Genomic DNA, 16,290 nt, shown 5'->3' with positions numbered 1-16,290 from the left:
TAGGTCCATGACGCTGCAGGCGCATATCGAGACGTTCCGCCGGGCCGGTGCCCACGCCGTGTGGATGGCCGAGCAGATCGGGCCCGACCAATGGGATTCGCCCGCGCTCGGGACGTGGTCGGTACGCACGCTCGTCGGCCACATCGGCCGATCGTTCACCACCGTCGTCGACTACTCGGCCCGACCGGCGGAGCGGCTGGACATCGCCGACTCCGCCGAGTACTACCTCGCGATCGCCCCTCTGCTCACCGACTCCTCGCAGATCGATGCGCGCGCCGTGCAGGCCGGCCTGGCGCTGGGTGAGCGTCCACTGGATGTCCTGCGCGAACAGCAGGATCGCGCGGCCGCTGTGCTGAACAGCGAGGATCGGGTGATCCAGACCATCGCCGGAGGTATGCGGCTGTCGGACTATCTGCCGACGCGGATCTTCGAACTCGGTCTGCACAGCATCGATCTGGCTCGCGCCATCGGTGCGCCCGAAGCCCTCCCGCCCGACGTGACCGACTGCGTCCTTGCCCTCTCGGTCGCCGTCGCTCAGCGCCGCGGCGACAGCCAGGAGCTGCTGTGCGCCCTCACCGGACGCGGGACCCTCGCGCCGGACTACTCGGTAGTCTGAAACCGCTGCGCCACACCCTGTTTGACGAGGTGCTCGATCAGCGGTGCGGCACCCGCCGCCAGGTGGTCCGACATCGCGGCGCGGGCCTGCTCCTGGTCGTGAGCCTTGAGCGCGGCGAGGATGCGCTCGTGGTCGGCAACCGATTTGGCAGGCCAGCCATCGATGGTGGGGAACACCGATTCCGGTGCGTACCGGGTGATCTGAGACATCAACTGCGCGAGCTTGGGAGACTGCGCCGCGACGTTGATGGCGCGATGGAATTCATGGTTGAGCCGAACGGCGCGGATATCGTCGGCGGTGTAGGCGGCGACCAGCTCGTCGTGAATCGACGACAGCACCGCAAGCTCGTCGCCGGTGATGTTCACCGCGGCCCGCGCGGCCAGTTCACCGCCGACGTACGCCTGCAGGTTCGAGACATCGGTGATGTCCCGGTCGGTGAACGGCAGCACGACGAAGCCGCGCCGCGGCAGCTGATCCAGCAGACCTTCCCCGCGCAGCTCGAACAGGGCTTCCCGCACCGGCGTGACGCTGATGCCGAGCTCGGCGGCCAACTGGTCCAGCCGGATGTACTCACCGGCGGGATACGTGCCGTTGAAGATCCGGGTCCGGACAAAGCGCGCGACATCCTCCGCCAGCTGAGGGCGCGGCACGAAATCCGGTGTGCTCATGTCAAATCCGGTAGTCGGCCAGTAGCCGCTTGCTGATGATGTTCTTCTGGATTTCGCTGGTGCCCTCGCCGATGAGCAGGAACGGCGCGTCGCGCATCAACCGCTCGATCTCGTACTCCTTGGAGTACCCGTAACCGCCGTGGATGCGGAAGCTCTGCTGAGTGACCTCCGCGCAGAATTCGCTCGCGAGATATTTCGCCATCCCGGCCGCGACGTCGTTGCGCTCCCCGGAGTCCTTCAGCCGCGCGGCGTTCACCATCATCAGATGCGCGGCCTCCACTTTGGTGGCCATCTCGGCCAGTTGGAACGCGATGGCCTGATGTTCGGCGATCGGTTTGCCGAACGTGCTGCGCTGCTGGGCATACCGGACGGCCAGCTCGAACGCGCGGATGCCCACACCGCAGGCGCGGGCCGACACATTGACCCGGCCGACCTCGACACCGTCCATCATCTGGAAGAAGCCGTGCCCGGGCTTGGCGCCCAGAACGTCGTCAGCGCCGGCGACGTAGCCGTCGAAGATCAGCTCGGTGGTGTCGATGCCCTTGTAGCCGAGCTTGTCGAGCTTGCCGGGGATCGTCAGGCCCGGCGCGACTTCGCCGAAACCGGAGGGCTTTTCGATCAGGAACGCCGTCAGGTTGCGGTGCGGCTTGTCGGCTCCCTCATCGGTGCGCACCAGCGCGGCGACCAGAGTCGAGCTGCCGCCGTTGGTCAGCCACATCTTCTGGCCGTCGATGGTGTAGGTGCCGTCGCCGTTGTTCTTCGCCTTGGTCCGGATCGCGGCGACATCGGAACCCAGCTCGGGCTCCGACATCGAGAAGGCACCCCGGATCTCGCCGGTGGCCATCCTTGGCAGGAAACGCTGCTTCTGTTCGTCGGTGCCGTGCTGGCGGATCATGTAGGCCACGATGAAGTGGGTGTTGATCACCCCGGAGACGCTCATCCAGCCGCGGGCCAGTTCCTCGACGCACAGCGCGTAGGTGAGCAGCGACTCCCCCAGCCCGCCGTACTCCTCGGGGATCATCAGCCCGAACAGGCCCATCTCCCGCATCTGATCGACGATGGCCTGCGGGTAGGTGTCGGCGTGCTCCAGCTCCTGGGCATTGGGAATGATCTCCTTGTCGACGAATTGCCGCACGGTGGAGATGATTTCGGACTGAACCTCGGTCAGGCCGAGGGTCTGAGCGATACGGGTCATCGTGCGTCCACCCTTTCGAACACCGCGGCCAGGCCCTGGCCACCGCCGATGCACATCGTTTCCAGGCCGTAGCGCGCGTCGCGCCGGTGCAGTTCACGGGCCAGCGTGGCGAGCATCCGGCCACCAGTTGCGCCAACCGGATGCCCGAGCGAGATCCCCGAGCCGTGGACGTTGGTGCGCTCATGGTCGGCAGCGGTGAAGTTCCAGGCCTTCATGCAGGCCAACGCCTGGGCGGCGAAAGCCTCGTTGAGTTCGATGAGGTCGATGTCACCCAGCGTCACACCGGCTTTGGCCAACGCCGCCTCGGTGGCAGGCACCGGACCGATGCCCATCACCTCGGGTCCCACCCCCGCCGACGCCCACGACACCAGCCGCACCAGCGGAGTCAGACCCAGTTCGGCGGCCTTCTCCGGCGTGGTCACGATGCACATCGACGCGGCGTCGTTCTGCCCGCTGGAGTTGCCCGCGGTGACAGTGGCCTCCGGATCCTGCTTCAGCAGAACCGGTTTGAGCTTGCCCAGTGATTCGAGAGTCGTGTCGGCGCGGGGATGCTCATCGGTGTCGATCACGTCCTCACCGCGGCGACCGGTGACCGTGACCGGAATGATCTCCTCGGCCAGGATGCCGTCCTTCTGCGCGGTGACCGCGCGCTGATGGGACGCCACCGCCAGCTCGTCCTGCTCCTGGCGGGAAATGCAGTACTCGCGGCGCAGGTTCTCGGCGGTCTCGAGCATGCCACCCGGCACCGGATGGTGCTTGCCGCCGGCCGTCGTGCGCCCGCGGGCCAGACCGTCGTGCACCTGCACCCCGGTGCGGCCGCCACCCCACCGCATATCGGTCGAGTAGAAAGCGACATTGCTCATGCTCTCCGCGCCGCCGGCCACGACGAGATCGTTGTCACCCGAAGCGACTTGGAGACAAGCCTGAATCACGGCCTGCAGACCCGAACCGCAGCGCCGGTCCACCTGCATACCGGGCACACTCACCGGCAGGCCGGCGTCGAGTGCGACGACGCGGCCGATCGCCGGCGCCTCGCTGTTCGGATAACAGTGGCCGAGGATCACGTCCTCGACGGCGTCCGGCGCGATGCCGGTGCGAGCCAGCAGACCGTTGAGCGCGGCCACCCCGAGGTCGACAGCCGTCAGGGAGGCGAACATGCCGCCGTAGCGGCCGATCGGCGTGCGGACCGGCTCACAGATCACGGCGGTTCTGGGCATCAGAGGTGCCGTCCGCCGGTGACCTCGAGGACCGTTCCGGTCATGTACGACGACAGGTCAGACGCCAGGAACAGCGCCACCTTGGCGACCTCGGACGGCTCACCCGCACGCCCCATCGGCACCTCGGCCACCTTGGAATCCCAAATGCGTTGCGGCATGGCCTCGGTCATCGCCGACCGGATCAATCCGGGCTGGATGGCGTTGACCCGCACCCCGAGATGGGCCAGTTCCTTGGAGGCCGCCTTGGTCATTCCGACGATGCCGGCCTTGGCCGCCGAGTAGTTGGTCTGCCCGATCATGCCCACCTTGCCGGAGATCGACGACATGTTCACGATCGCGCCGCTCCTCTGCTCACGCATCACCGTCGACGCCTTCTTCAGCCCGTTCCAGGTGCCCTTCAGATGTACCGAGATCACCTGGTCGAACTCGTCTTCGGTCATCTTGCGCAGCGTCGCGTCGCGAGTGATTCCGGCATTGTTCACCATGATGTCGAAGCGGCCGAACTGTTCGACGGCGGCATCGACGAGTGCGTCGACGTCGGCATACGAGGTGACGTTGCACTGCACCGCACGGGCGACGTCGGCACCACCGAGTTTGGTGACCGCCTCCTCGGTGGCCTCGAGATTGAGGTCACCGAGTATGACGCGGGCGCCTTCGGCGATGAACTGCTCCGCGATCGCAAAGCCGAGGCCTTGCGCTCCACCGGTGATGACCGCGGTCTGGCCGGCAAGCAGCGACATGTGAACTCCTATGTTCCTCGAACGGACCCCCGAATGGGCAATATCATATTTCATATATGATCGCGCCAGGCAGCGCCCCCGACCCAAGGAGCCTGATGACCGGCCCGACGACCGACGTCAGCGACGACGACTTCCGCGAGATCCTGGCCCAGACCCGGCAATTCGTGCGTACCGCCGTGGTCCCACGCGAGGCCGAGATCCTCGCCGAGGACAAGGTGCCCGACGACCTGCGCGACCAGGCCAAAGCGATGGGTCTGTTCGGCTACGCCATCCCGCAGGAATGGGGCGGGCTCGGCCTGAACATCGCCCAGGATGTCGAGCTCGCCATGGAACTGGGCTACACCAGCCTGGCGCTGCGGTCGATGTTCGGCACCAACAACGGGATAGCCGGGCAGGTCCTCGTCGGATTCGGCACCGACGAGCAGAAGTCGCGCTGGCTGGAGCCGATCGCCTCCGGCGACGTGGTCGCGTCGTTCGCGCTGACCGAGCCGGGCGCCGGATCCAACCCCTCCGGCCTGAAGACGAAAGCCGTTCGGGACGGCGACAGCTGGGTGATCAACGGCCGTAAGCAATACATCACCAACGCCCCGGTGGCGAACCTGTTCATCGTGTTCGCCCGGACCCGGCCCGCCGACGACAACGGCGCCGGGATCGCGGTCTTCCTGGTCCCGGCGGATACGCCGGGCGTCGAGATCGGGGTCAAGGACGCCAAGATGGGTCAGGAGGGCGCGTGGACCTCCGACGTGAACTTCACCGACGTGAGGGTCGGTGACGACACCCTGATCGGCGGCAGTGAGGACATCGGTTACCGCGCGGCGATGACCTCATTGGCCCGCGGCCGTATCCACATCGCCGCGCTGGCAGTCGGTTCCGCCCAGCGCGCGCTCGACGAGTCCGTCAGCTACGCGGCAACTGCGACCCAGGGCGGCACACCGATCGGCAGTTTCCAACTGGTGCAGGCGATGCTCGCCGACCAGCAGACCGGGGTGATGGCCGGACGCGCACTCGTGCGGGACGCCGCACGCAAATGGGTGGACGACGAAGACCGCAGGATCGCGCCCTCGGTGGCGAAGCTCTTCTGTACCGAAATGGCAGGCAACGTAGCCGATCTCGCGGTCCAGGTACACGGCGGCGCCGGATACATGCGCGGTGTGCCCGTCGAGCGGATTTATCGCGAGGTCCGGCTGTTACGGCTGTACGAGGGCACCAGCGAGATTCAGCGCCTCATCGTGGGCGGCGGACTAGTCAAGGAAGCGCAGCGCAAAGCATGACGGGAAAGCTCAGCGGCAAGGTCGCATTCGTCACCGGAGCCGCCCGCGGACAGGGCCGCGCGCACGCGGTGAAGATGGCCGGCGAGGGCGCCGACATCATCGCCGTCGACATCGCAGGCAAGCTGCCCGACTGCGTTCCGTACAACCCGGCCACCCCGGAGGACCTGGCCGAGACCGTGCGCCTGGTCGAAGCCACGGGACAGCGGATCGTGTCGGCGGTGGTGGATACCCGCGATCTCGATGGGCTCAAAGACGCCGTGCGAGACGGCGTGGCCAGACTCGGCCGGCTCGACATCATCGTCGCGAACGCGGGCATCACCTCGCCTGCTGCGTGGGACCAGATCACCCCGGAAGCCTTCCGGGATGTCATGGACGTCAACGTGACCGGTACGTGGAACACCGTGATGGCTGGCGCGCCCTCGATCGTGGAAGGTGGCTCCGGAGGTTCCATCATCCTGATCAGCTCGGCGGCCGGGATCAAGCTGCAGCCGTTCATGGTGCACTACACCGCAAGCAAGCACGCCGTCACCGGGATGGCCAGGGCGTTCGCCGCCGAACTCGGCAAGCACAACATCAGGGTCAACAGCGTTCACCCGGGACCGGTGAACACCGACATGGGCACCGGCGACATGGTGGCCGAACTGGGCAAGGCGATGGAGACCAACCCGGCGCTGCAGAACATGATGCTGCCGTTCCTGCCCATCTACATCGCCGAGCCGGAGGACATCGCCGACACGGTCTGCTTCCTGGCCAGCGACGATGCGAAACTGATTACTGCTGAGGCGATTTCAGTAGATCAGGGCTCGACGAAGTACTGAGGGTACGAGTCAGGAAGGCCACCTGGTCACCGACGGCCTTCTCGAACCAGTCGTGCCCGGGCCACACGTCGAAATGATCGCACGGATAGTGATGCACCTGTCCCCGGCCGAGCACCGCGGTCTTGACCACCGATTCAGCAGGCACGTAGCGGTCGAAGTCGGCGACCTGCACCAGCAGCGGACACCGTAATCGCTTGGCGGCGTCCGCCGTTCGGATCGACGCGATCTGCAGACCCACCGCGGAGTCGACCTCGTTGCGCCAGGTCGGACCAGCCATCGCGGTGTAGCTCTCGTAGGCTCCGTCCAAGGCCAGGGCTCCCGGCTCACCGGGACGGCCGACCAGGGGCATCAGCGTCGGACGGCGGCCGCGTGACACGTCGATTCGGCTCTTGAGGCCCACCGCCGTCCATTTCAACGCCTGCCCGACATCGCGGTGTTCGACGGCCGCACGACTGACGGCCACGCCGCTGGTCAAGGGCGTCATCGCGATCACCCCCGCGACGTCGGTGTGGTCGGCGGCCACCCGGATCACATGGCCACCCGACATCGACGATCCCCACAGCACAATGCGATTCGGGTCGACGCCAGGCAACCGCTTGGCCGCGGCGATCGCCGCCTCGAAGTCGGCGATCTGCCCGGCAACCGAAACCGTCTGCCGGGGTTCACCTTCCGACGCGCCGAAGCCTCGGTAGTCGAAAGCCAGTACGCCCGCGCCTGCGGCGCTGATCTGCTCGGAGAACGGCTCCAGCCCGGAGTCCTTGGTTCCCCCGAAGCCGTGGCCCATCACCACCACCGGGCGCCCGGCCGGGCCGGTGAAAGAATCCCCCTCGCCGGGGAAATGCCATGCGCTGCAGCGAACGCCGGACGAATCGAAGGTGACGTCGGCGCGGGTCATACGGCGACCCTTCGGCGACGCGCCAGTTCGGCACGCTTCATGCCGGCAGGTAGTTCCCTGGTGCGGATGTCGTGGTCGTAGTGGAAGTAGTCGACCTGCTGGGTGTGCCGCGGGCGGTCGGTGCAATGCCCCACGTAGAGCTTCTGATCGGCGTCGATCACCCGTTCCATCTCGGCGGCCGGTGGCAGAGCATAGCGCCCCACCGCGTAGGCGGCCAGCAGCTTCGCTTGGCATTCGATGAACGGAAACAGCGTCGGCACCGCCTGGGCGAAGCCGATGAACACCAGATTGTCCATACCCGGCTTGAACATTCGCTTGTACAGGCGGATGGCGTTGTCCGGTGCGCTGATGAACTCAGAATCGAAGAACGGGAACGTGATGTTGTAGCCGGTGGCGTACACGATCACGTCGAACACCCCGCTGGTGCCGTCGTCGAAGTGGACGGTGTCGCCGTCGAGGCGGCTCACGTTGGGCTTCGGGATGACGTCACCGGACCCGAGCCGCAGCGGGAGTTCCACCGATTGCGTGGGATGCGCCTCGAACAGCTTGTGGTTCGGGGCGGGCAGTCCGTACAGCTCAGGGTTGATGCCCATCGCGGGCGCCAGCAGCTGAACGGCCTTGCGCTGCCAGGACAACGGAATGTAGGGCGATGTCTGCCAGACGCTGTCACCCGGGCGCCCGGCGATGTACTTGGGTACGATCCAGGCGCTCGAGCGGGTCGACAGCGTCACCGTGTTCTGCAAGGTCCGAGACGACAACTCGACGGTGATATCGGCAGCGCTGTTGCCGATGCCGACCACCAGGATTCGTTTGCCGGTCAGATTCAGCGGGGTCTGCGGATCGATGTAGTGGTGCGAATGGATTGTCTCGCCGGTGAATTCACCGGGGAAGTCCGGAAAGCGGGCGTCCCAGTGGTGGCCGTTGCCGACGACCAGCAGGTCGAACTCCCGCGTCTGGCCTTTCTGGTCGGTGATGTCCCAGCGGCCGTCGGAGTTCAGGCCGGCGTGTGCGACGCCGTTGTTGAACTCGATGTTCTCTTCCAGCCCGAAGGTGTCGGCGTAGGAGTCGAGGTAGGTCTTGATATCGCTGTGGTGCGGGAACGACGGGAAGTGTTCGGGAATCGGGAAGTCCCGGAACGACAATCGTTGTTTGGAGGTGTCGATGTGCAGCGACCGGTAGGCGCTGCTCAATCCATTGGGGTTGGCGAAGGCCCAGTTGCCGCCGATGCGGTCGGACAATTCGAAGGTGGTGTAGGGAACGCCGTAGTCCTTGAGCATTTTGCCCGAGGTCAGCCCGCTGACGCCCGCGCCGATGATGGCGGTGCGCGGCATGGATCCGCCCAACGTGTACTCCTAGCCTGTGACGAGCTCTAATGTGCCCAGGTCGCGGATGGCCGCGCAGCCCCGACGCAGCATCGCGGCCATCATGTCGTCGCCGCGTTCGGTTTCCACCGCGAACGCACAGCCGAGCGCGGAGATCAGCGGAACCTGGATCATCCCCAGAAGGTAGTCGTGCCAGCAGGTGGCCGCGTCGTAGTCGGCGACCCCGGTATCGAGCAGGGCCCGGTGATACTCCGCGACCAGGTCCCCCTCGGCCTCGGCCCGCAGCGCCGGTTCCAGGCTGGTCCCGGTGAAGTACGCCAGGTCGCGCCCCGCCAATCCCACTCCGAGGGTCTGCCAGTCGACGACGCTGACCCGGTCGCCGTCGAAGAGCAGGTTGTCCAGCCGGTAGTCACCGTGCAGCAGCGCGAACCGGTCCGGCGCGTTCAGCAGCCACGGTGTCACCAGATCCATTGCTGCCACCAATGTTTCGGCGTCCTGGGTGCTCAGCCTGGACCCGAGCTTCTCGATGGTGATGCCGGCGGCCATTTTCGAGATGTCACCGAGACCCCGGATGGCATCCTCCCCGACGACCGACATCGCCAGGCCGGGGAACGTCTGCCAACGTTCGTCACACCAGGTCGGCCCGTGCAGACCGGCCAGGGCGCGCACCGCCAGGCGGGCCTCGGGCAGGTCACACCCGGCGATCTGGTCGCCCTGCACCGCCGGTGCCTGATCGGCGAGCAAAAGGGCGTAACTTGCTCCGTCGTCGGCGATCTCGACGTGGTAGCACTGCGGGATCGGGATGGTCACCAGCTCGGCAACGGACTGATAGAACGCGCACTCGCTGCGGTAGCCCAGTGTGACCCGGTCCCGGACCGCGTCGTCGTTGGCGGGCAGTTTCAGGATGAAGCTGGCGGGCAGGTTGTCCGGGTTGTCGGCATAGGTGGCCGCGAGGCGGAACGTCGCGCCCGTCTGACCGGTGCCCACCGGCGTCACCTCGACGGCGTCGACGTCGGCCACTGAGCCGGAACCGCGCAGGACGCCGGTCAGCCAGTCGCTGGTGACGTCGGAGGGATAGCGAGGGATCGTGGTCGCGGCGCTCATGGTGTGGGCTGCCTTCCGTCGGAGCGTTGTCGGTCGACGAAGCGCACAGCCATCCGGTTGAGCAAGCCGGGTGCAAGACGCGCGAAAAGCCATGCCGCGCGGGCCTGACGAGGTGCGACCAGGAGGGCCTTGTTGCGTTCGATGGCCCGCAGCGTATCGGCGGCCAGCCGGTCCGGGCTATAGAAAGTCTCATTGCGCTGGCCCATTCGGTAGAACTCGCGGCCGTTGAAGTCGCCGAGCCAGCCCTTGTCGAGAATCGGGGTGTCCACCGCGGTCGGGCAGATGGCCAGCACGCCGACCCCGTGGCCGAGGGCTTCGGTGCGCAGTGCCAGCGACAGGCCGACGACGGCGTGCTTTGTCATCACGTAGCTGGTGATCCGGCCGGCGGCGGCCAGACCCGCCATCGATGCGGTGTTGATGATGTGGCCGCTGCGCTGGCGGACCATCTGCGGGTAGGCGGCGTGCACCCCGTGCACGACACCGCGGATGTTCACGTCGATGATGCTGTTCCACTGATCCAGGGTGAGCAGTTCGGTGTCGCCGCCCCAGGTGATGCCTGCGTTGTTGAACAGCAGGTCGATTCGGCCGGTGCGCTCGACGGCGCCATCGACCACCTGCTGCACGGCGGTGGCGTCGGTGACGTCGAGTTGCCGCGCGGTCCCCCGCTTGCTCAACGAGGCGGCGGTGCGTTCGGCGGCTGCGCCGTCGATGTCGGTGCACAGCACGTCGGCTCCGGCATCGGCCAGCGCCCGGCACAGTGCCGCACCGATTCCCGAGCCTGCGCCGGTGACGATCCCCTGCTTGCCGACGAACGACGTCACGCCGAGGCCATTCGGTCGACGTGGGCGAGCACGTCGGGATAGCGCTTGAGGTGAGCGCCGCCGTTGAGGTCCACAACCTCGCCGGTGAGCCAGGAGGCCTGGTCCGAGCAGAGGAACAGCACCGCCTCGGCGACATCTTCGGGAACACCGACCCGGCCGAGCGGGGTGTTCTCGAGGTAGTCCTCGAGGACGCCGTCGGCCATGGTCACCAGTTCGGTCAGCGGGGTGTGGACAAAGCCGGGCGACACGGCGTTGACCCGGATGCCGCGCGGGCCCATCTCGAGCGCGGCCACCTGGGTCAGCATGGCCAGTCCGGCTTTGGCCGAGCAGTAGGCGCTCATGCCCGGCGCGGCGAGCCGGGCGTTGAGTGAGGTGATCGAGACCAGCGAACCGCCCTCGCGCAGGTGGCGTCCGGCGTGCTTCATCACGATGAAAGCACCGGTGAGGCAGCAGTCGACGATGGCGCGGAAATCCTCGACGGCCAGCTCGGTGATGCGGCCGAAGCCGCCGAATCCGGCGGTGTTCACCACGATGTCGACGGCTCCGACGCCCTCGAACAGCGCTGCGACACTTGCTTCGTCGGTGACATCCACGCCGGTGGCGTCATGCGGTGCACCGAGTTCGGCGGCGCGCTGCGCGGCCCCGTCGGCGTTGCGGTCGGCGATCGTCACCTGTCGCCCGGTGGCAGCCAATCCCCGCGCAACCGCCCAGCCGATGCCCGATGCGCCGCCTACGACAACTGCCCGCTGCGCTGCTTTTTCCGACACTCGGCCTCCTGTGGACGCTCGTGCGGGGTCGCTCAAGTCGTGTCTACTGTAAGCGATACGGCAAGAGCCGCGGTAGGGCGGCTTCCCGGAGCCGATGACGAGGAACAGCCCAGCAACGGGGCCGAAGAAAACTGAGTGGCCAGGGCCGGGATCGAACCGGCGACCTTCCGCTTTTCAGGCGGACGGGATAGCTACTAACCTGCGGTTTATCTGCGCCTGTGCGTCGTATGCGCCGCATTGAGCAGGGCTGACGCTTTCAGCCTGTCCGACGAACGGACATAAACCGGACACGGTGCTTGCACTCCCGACCAGGAGCTTCCGTACTGCCGCTTGCGTTGTGAGCAGCCTCGGGGGCTCCGGGGAGCAGGCACCCCGATGCCCAGCATCGCATCATCAGCCACCGAATCGACACCCTCGACGCAGGGCTCGACATCGGCATCACAACATCCCGCAGTTCGGCAGAGTTCTGCCGGCGCCTCGGTTGACGGGAGGTCGCGAGCGCCCGAGGCCGCCAGGCCGCAGGGCGCGAGAGCGACAGTGGTCGGCCGGACGTCGACCGAGGCACCGGGCCTCACCCCGCCCACGGCCGGCGGGCTTGTTATATGTGCCGAAAATGTCCGCGCCCCGGCCAACGACGGGATCACGACCGGAGACCTGCGAGCGATCGACGCATTGGGGCTGCGGTTCCCGAGCCCCGAGACGGTCACCGCAGCTGCGGCACTGTTCGAACCGGCAGCACCGTGGGCTTCTGGTCCTGGGCGCCGCGGTGTCGAACCTGAATCCGGACGCTTCCGCATCACCATAGGCCCTGGTGTCGTGCGACTCGGGTGGACCAATCCCGTCCGGATAGAGAAAGCCGCAGAACGGGCCGTGGGCCATCACCAACGTGACGTCGACGACGCCAAGCTTCAAGTCAAACATGACCTCGCCCTCACAGCCGGAGACGGTGATCAGGCCGCCGCGTCCTCGACACGACGGAGTCCTACGGGAGACGACCAGCGCGATTTTGGTGGTGCCATTATCGAGTGGTCCCGCAAATCGCGGTCCACGATGTGCCGCACCTTCGCCGAACTCGACTACAGCCCGCTCGTGGAGTCCGGCCGCGTCCCGGCGATGATCACCCTCACCTACCCCGGCGACTGGGAGATCGTCGCACCGGATGGGGCCAGCGTGAAGCGACATATGGTGTTGTGGCGCAAACGATTCCAACGTGAATACGGAGAGCAGGCCCGCTACATCTGGAAACTAGAATTCCAACGGCGCGGCGCACCGCACATCCACCTATGGATGGCGCCACCCATATCACCGGGCCGATCAGGTCGGGGCTTCGCGCAGTGGCTGTCCGACGCGTGGGCTGACGTTGTCGATCATCCCGATCCGGTGCAGAAGGCGCGGCATCGGCTCGCTGGAACCGCCATCGACGTGCGCAACGGACTGAGAGCCTGCGACCCGAAACGCCTGGCCATCTACTTCACCAAACACTCATCACCAAACCTGCACGGCAACAAGGAATATCAGCACATCGTGCCCGAACTATGGCAGCAGCCCGGATGTGGGCCCGGCCGGTTCTGGGGTGTATACGGACTCAAAAAAGCAATTGCCGTTGTAGAGGTTGCCCAGGACGCCTACTTCACAGCTCGCCGGATCGTGCGGCGCTGGTCTCGCAGCCAGGCGGTGTACGGCGATTCATCCAGCCGCTTCCCCACCGCCGTGGTGCCGCGCACGGCCACAGTCCTGGTCCCGCGCGTCGACTGTGAGACGGGTGTCGTGGGGTATCGGCGTGTTCGGCGACGACGAAAACTGTGCGGCCAAGGCGGGTTGGCCGGCGGATACGCCCTCGTGAACGACGGTCCAGCGTTCGCTTCCTCCCTGGCCGCGAGCATCGCGATCCCGCGCACCTGATTCCAGGAACATGTGAAGCACGGAACCAGTTGCTGAAAGCTGCTGGCGTCGAACGAGTTACCTACGATTAGTTCGCGTTGGGGAGCATGTCGATGTGGTCCAGTAGATTCTCGCCATGGTGACATATCTGCTAAGCGACACCTCCACAGGGTGGGGGCTCTATGACGACAAAGGTCGGACGGCACTGCTCGCCGCCAACCTCAACACGGCACTTCTCGATGCGGCAAAAGTGATGCGAGACAACGGCGACCCGGTGAAAGGGAGTTGGGCGCTGCTGTCAAACGAGGAAGTCATGACGCTGCGGTTTACACCACTTCTGTAGCCTCCCGAGGAAGATCGAAGAATCCGTGTCGACCACAAGAGTCGAGTATGAGCACTCGTACAGAGCAGTGCGGCCGCGGCTCATCTGTCGGACCCCGCAGTTACCCTGGGCCCCGATCCAAGCGGAGGAGGACCGTATGAACAAGGCCGAGCGTCTGTGGAATCTTCGGGATGGAGTGCTCGCGTGGCTGTACGAGTTGCGAATCGAAGGAGCCGCCATCGCCGACGCGAAACCTGCGGCCTTCATGGAGGCGACTTCCTGGTCTGACACCGAGGTAACCCGGGAGGAATTGAACGCCGCACTGGAGTGGCTCATGGAGGAGGGCTACGTCGACGGCACCGGCACCATGCAGAGGATCGTTCTCCGGCCACACTTGACCCCCTACGGCGAGAAGTACGCCGCGTCGGGCAAGTCGGTACGCGACCTCCCTGGTGTCGCCGAGGTGCAGAATCCGTACCTGCACATCAAGGGCAGCAGCGGTGTCGCCATCGCCTTCAACAGTCCCGGCGCCACACAAACCGTCAACGTGCAGCAGACCATCGAGCAGGCCCGCAACCTTGCCGGCGCGATCGAGCAGGCACTGCCCGCGCTGACCGACAACGAGGTCCGTGCTGACGCCGAGGAATTGCTATCTGAGATCCGCGGCGAGTCGAACGCGGAGTCCCCCTCTCCAAGCCGGCTTAAGACATTGGCCACGACGGCGATGACCGCGATCGCGACGGCGGCCGGCACCGAGGCCGGCAAAATGATCATCGAGGCGGCGTTACCGCTGCTGTCGTGACCGGCGGCGTCACCAGTGACCTACCCGCGGCGAATCTCATCGGCGGGGTCGACACGCCCCGCTCCACCGGCTACGGCACACTGAAACCGTACACGGAAGGAGGTGGCGGGCCCCGTGGTAGTACGCATCAGTGTCGCCCCCAGCCTCCTGGAGTGGGCAGTCGAGCGTGCCGGCTGGGACGACGAGACCACGCAGCGCCGCGCCCCGAAGCTCGACGAGTGGATCAGCGGTGAGCGTCAGCCGACCCTAAAGCAGTTGGAGAGCTTCGCGCAGGCGACTCATACGCCGTTCGGTTTGCTGTTCCTACCTGAACCGCCGAACGAGCCGGTGCCCATCCCGGACATGCGCACGCTCGGCAACACCACGGTGCCCCGCCCGTCGGTTGACCTGCTGGACACGATCTACATCTGTCAGACCCGACAGGAGTGGTACCGCGACTACGCCCTCGATCACGGTGCACCCCAGTTGGAGTTCGTAGGCTCCGCGACCACCGACACGCCCGTGGCCGACGCAGCGCGAGCGATCCGCGAGGCCATCGACTTCGATCTGACCGAGCGTGCCGTGTTCACCAATTCCGACGATGCCCTGCGGCAGCTGATCGACCGCATCGAGGCAATCGGTGTGCTCGTGATGGTGAACGGCATCGTCGGCGGTGACACGCACCGCGCCTTGGACCCGGAGGAGTTCCGCGGTTTCGCGCTCTCCGACCCGATCGCTCCGCTGATCTTCGTCAATGGCGCCGACACCAAGGCCGCGCAGATCTTCACCCTGATCCACGAACTCGGCCACGTCTGGCTCGGCGGGAGCGCCCTGTCCGACGCCGCGATGGTGGTGCGCGATGGTGTGTCTGAGGAGTTGTGGTGCAACCACGTCGCCGCCGAGGTCTTGGTCCCGCTGGCAGCGATCCGCCGCGACTATCAGGGCGATCCGACAACCCAAGAGCTGACACGCCTGGCCCGCCGGTACCGGGTGAGCACGTTGGTGATCCTCAAGCGCCTGTTCGATGCACGCTTCCTCGAATGGGACGACTACCGGGAGCGATACGAAGCGGAGCGGGATGCGGTCATCGAGTTGGCGAAGCGTCGTCGCGGGGAGAACTCCGGCGGGAACTACTACAACACGCAGCCGCTGCGCCTGAGCCGCCAGTTCGCCCGCGCGGTTGTGACTAGCACCTATCAGGGCGATACCAGTTTCCGCGATGCCTACAACCTGCTCGGGACCAAGAAGCATGAGACCTTCGCCCGCCTGGCTGACGAGATCGGGGTCGGTTGATGTACCTCGTTGATGCGAATGTTCTCATCGACGCGAAGAATCGCTACTACGCCTTCGACATCGCTCCAGGGTTCTGGGAGTGGCTTGAAGGTGCTCATGCCGCCGGGGCGGTGGGCAGCATCGAGGCCGTCCGCAAGGAGTTGGTTGACGGCAACGATGAACTGGCGAAGTGGGCGAAGGCGAACAGTGCCTTCTTCCAACGGATTGATCAGGCCACGACAGCACATTTCGCCGCACTCACGACTTGGGCGGCATCTCGCCCGTTCACCCCTGCCGCACTTGCGGCATTCACTGGCAACCACGCCGACTACCAACTGGTGGCCCACGCACGCGGCCACAACCATGTACTGGTGACCCACGAATTGCCGGAACCCAACTCGCGGAAGCGGGTGAAGATTCCCGACGCCTGCGCTGCGATCGGCGCCACGTATATGGACCCGTTCGAGATGATGCGTCGCACCGGAGCGAAACTGGTACTAGACACCTGAACTGGTGATTGTCCCCGCCCGACGACTCGCCTCGCCGTAGTCACCGCTTCGCGACATACAGCCTTGGAATCTCTTCGAATGCCCAACTTCG

The 16,290-nt window shown here is 66.0% G+C and carries 17 protein-coding genes and 1 tRNA gene; 8 read left to right on the top strand and 10 right to left on the bottom strand.

The genetic code is table 11. From position 1 onward, the window contains the following. Positions 1-7 precede the first annotated feature (7 nt). Entirely contained in the window at positions 8-616 is a 609-nt protein-coding gene (locus CRM90_RS17740) for a maleylpyruvate isomerase N-terminal domain-containing protein (protein WP_102808250.1), read from the top strand. Here the strand turns inward: CRM90_RS17740 and CRM90_RS17735 are convergent. Genes CRM90_RS17735 through fabG form a run of 4 tightly spaced genes read right to left on the bottom strand, consistent with a single transcriptional unit; the run spans position 601 to position 4,436 of the window. After that, positions 601-1,284: a GntR family transcriptional regulator gene (locus CRM90_RS17735; protein WP_102808249.1), complete on the bottom strand. Its 684-nt coding sequence runs from the start codon at positions 1,282-1,284 to the stop codon at positions 601-603. The two genes, CRM90_RS17740 and CRM90_RS17735, sit on opposite strands and share 16 nt — an antisense overlap. Position 1,285: 1 nt before the next feature. Further along, positions 1,286-2,479 carry an acyl-CoA dehydrogenase family protein gene (locus CRM90_RS17730; protein ID WP_102808248.1) on the bottom strand — a complete coding sequence of 398 codons (1,194 nt, stop codon included), beginning with the start codon at positions 2,477-2,479 and terminating at the stop codon, positions 1,286-1,288. Continuing rightward, on the bottom strand, positions 2,476-3,696 hold the full coding sequence (locus tag CRM90_RS17725; RefSeq protein ID WP_199189933.1) for an acetyl-CoA C-acetyltransferase: 1,221 nt from the start codon (positions 3,694-3,696) through the stop codon (positions 2,476-2,478). Before CRM90_RS17725 ends, CRM90_RS17730 begins: the two co-directional genes overlap by 4 nt. Continuing rightward, the gene (gene fabG, locus CRM90_RS17720) at positions 3,696-4,436 is read right to left on the bottom strand and encodes a 3-oxoacyl-ACP reductase FabG (protein WP_102808246.1); all 741 of its coding nucleotides are present in this window, start codon (positions 4,434-4,436) and stop codon (positions 3,696-3,698) included. Before fabG ends, CRM90_RS17725 begins: the two co-directional genes overlap by 1 nt. Positions 4,437-4,531: 95 nt before the next feature. On the opposite strand from fabG, the gene CRM90_RS17715 reads away from it, so the two are divergent. Together CRM90_RS17715 and CRM90_RS17710 are read left to right on the top strand one after the other, a co-directional pair. Next, positions 4,532-5,707 (top strand): acyl-CoA dehydrogenase family protein, encoded by a 1,176-nt coding sequence (locus CRM90_RS17715; protein WP_102808245.1) that lies wholly within the window; start codon positions 4,532-4,534, stop codon positions 5,705-5,707. Next, the gene (locus tag CRM90_RS17710; protein ID WP_102808244.1) at positions 5,704-6,525 is read left to right on the top strand and encodes a mycofactocin-coupled SDR family oxidoreductase; all 822 of its coding nucleotides are present in this window, start codon (positions 5,704-5,706) and stop codon (positions 6,523-6,525) included. The genes CRM90_RS17715 and CRM90_RS17710 overlap by 4 nt, the downstream gene beginning before the upstream one ends. Here the strand turns inward: CRM90_RS17710 and CRM90_RS17705 are convergent. The 6 genes from CRM90_RS17705 to CRM90_RS17680 all read right to left on the bottom strand — a co-directional run bounded on the left by CRM90_RS17705 (position 6,479) and on the right by CRM90_RS17680 (position 11,635). Beyond that, complete coding sequence (locus tag CRM90_RS17705; protein ID WP_102808243.1) at positions 6,479-7,420, bottom strand: alpha/beta hydrolase; 942 nt, start codon at positions 7,418-7,420, stop codon at positions 6,479-6,481. The two genes, CRM90_RS17710 and CRM90_RS17705, sit on opposite strands and share 47 nt — an antisense overlap. Further along, complete coding sequence (locus CRM90_RS17700; protein ID WP_502693285.1) at positions 7,417-8,751, bottom strand: flavin-containing monooxygenase; 1,335 nt, start codon at positions 8,749-8,751, stop codon at positions 7,417-7,419. Before CRM90_RS17700 ends, CRM90_RS17705 begins: the two co-directional genes overlap by 4 nt. A 21-nt stretch (positions 8,752-8,772) precedes the next feature. Then, a complete protein-coding gene (locus CRM90_RS17695) occupies positions 8,773-9,846 on the bottom strand; it encodes a phosphotransferase family protein (RefSeq protein ID WP_102808241.1) in 1,074 nt (357 codons plus the stop codon). Next, complete coding sequence (locus CRM90_RS17690) at positions 9,843-10,667, bottom strand: SDR family NAD(P)-dependent oxidoreductase (RefSeq protein ID WP_102808240.1); 825 nt, start codon at positions 10,665-10,667, stop codon at positions 9,843-9,845. Before CRM90_RS17690 ends, CRM90_RS17695 begins: the two co-directional genes overlap by 4 nt. Beyond that, positions 10,664-11,434, bottom strand: coding sequence for an SDR family NAD(P)-dependent oxidoreductase (locus tag CRM90_RS17685; protein ID WP_102808239.1), 771 nt, complete (start codon positions 11,432-11,434; stop codon positions 10,664-10,666). The genes CRM90_RS17690 and CRM90_RS17685 overlap by 4 nt, the downstream gene beginning before the upstream one ends. A gap of 136 nt (positions 11,435-11,570) precedes the next feature. Beyond that, a tRNA-Phe gene (locus tag CRM90_RS17680) sits at positions 11,571-11,635 on the bottom strand. A 336-nt stretch (positions 11,636-11,971) separates the two neighbouring features. Between CRM90_RS17680 and CRM90_RS17675 the strand changes: the two genes are divergently transcribed. From CRM90_RS17675 to CRM90_RS17655, 5 genes are all read left to right on the top strand, one after another. Then, positions 11,972-13,336: a rolling circle replication-associated protein gene (locus CRM90_RS17675; RefSeq protein WP_233209377.1), complete on the top strand. Its 1,365-nt coding sequence runs from the start codon at positions 11,972-11,974 to the stop codon at positions 13,334-13,336. Positions 13,337-13,451: 115 nt separating this feature from the next. Further along, positions 13,452-13,658 (top strand): hypothetical protein, encoded by a 207-nt coding sequence (locus tag CRM90_RS17670; protein WP_102808237.1) that lies wholly within the window; start codon positions 13,452-13,454, stop codon positions 13,656-13,658. 136 nt (positions 13,659-13,794) lie between these two features. Further along, positions 13,795-14,439, top strand: a complete 645-nt coding sequence (locus tag CRM90_RS17665) for a hypothetical protein (protein ID WP_102808236.1) — start codon at positions 13,795-13,797, stop codon at positions 14,437-14,439. 102 nt (positions 14,440-14,541) lie between these two features. Beyond that, a complete protein-coding gene (locus CRM90_RS17660; RefSeq protein ID WP_233209376.1) occupies positions 14,542-15,711 on the top strand; it encodes an ImmA/IrrE family metallo-endopeptidase in 1,170 nt (389 codons plus the stop codon). Then, positions 15,711-16,199 carry a DUF4411 family protein gene (locus CRM90_RS17655; protein ID WP_102808235.1) on the top strand — a complete coding sequence of 163 codons (489 nt, stop codon included), beginning with the start codon at positions 15,711-15,713 and terminating at the stop codon, positions 16,197-16,199. Before CRM90_RS17660 ends, CRM90_RS17655 begins: the two co-directional genes overlap by 1 nt. Positions 16,200-16,290 lie beyond the last annotated feature (91 nt).

The organism is Mycobacterium sp. ENV421, from assembly GCF_002887815.1.
Taxonomy (GTDB): domain Bacteria; phylum Actinomycetota; class Actinomycetes; order Mycobacteriales; family Mycobacteriaceae; genus Mycobacterium.
Note: the sequence above shows the minus strand (reverse complement) of the source record. Positions and strands in the feature narration are given on the sequence as shown.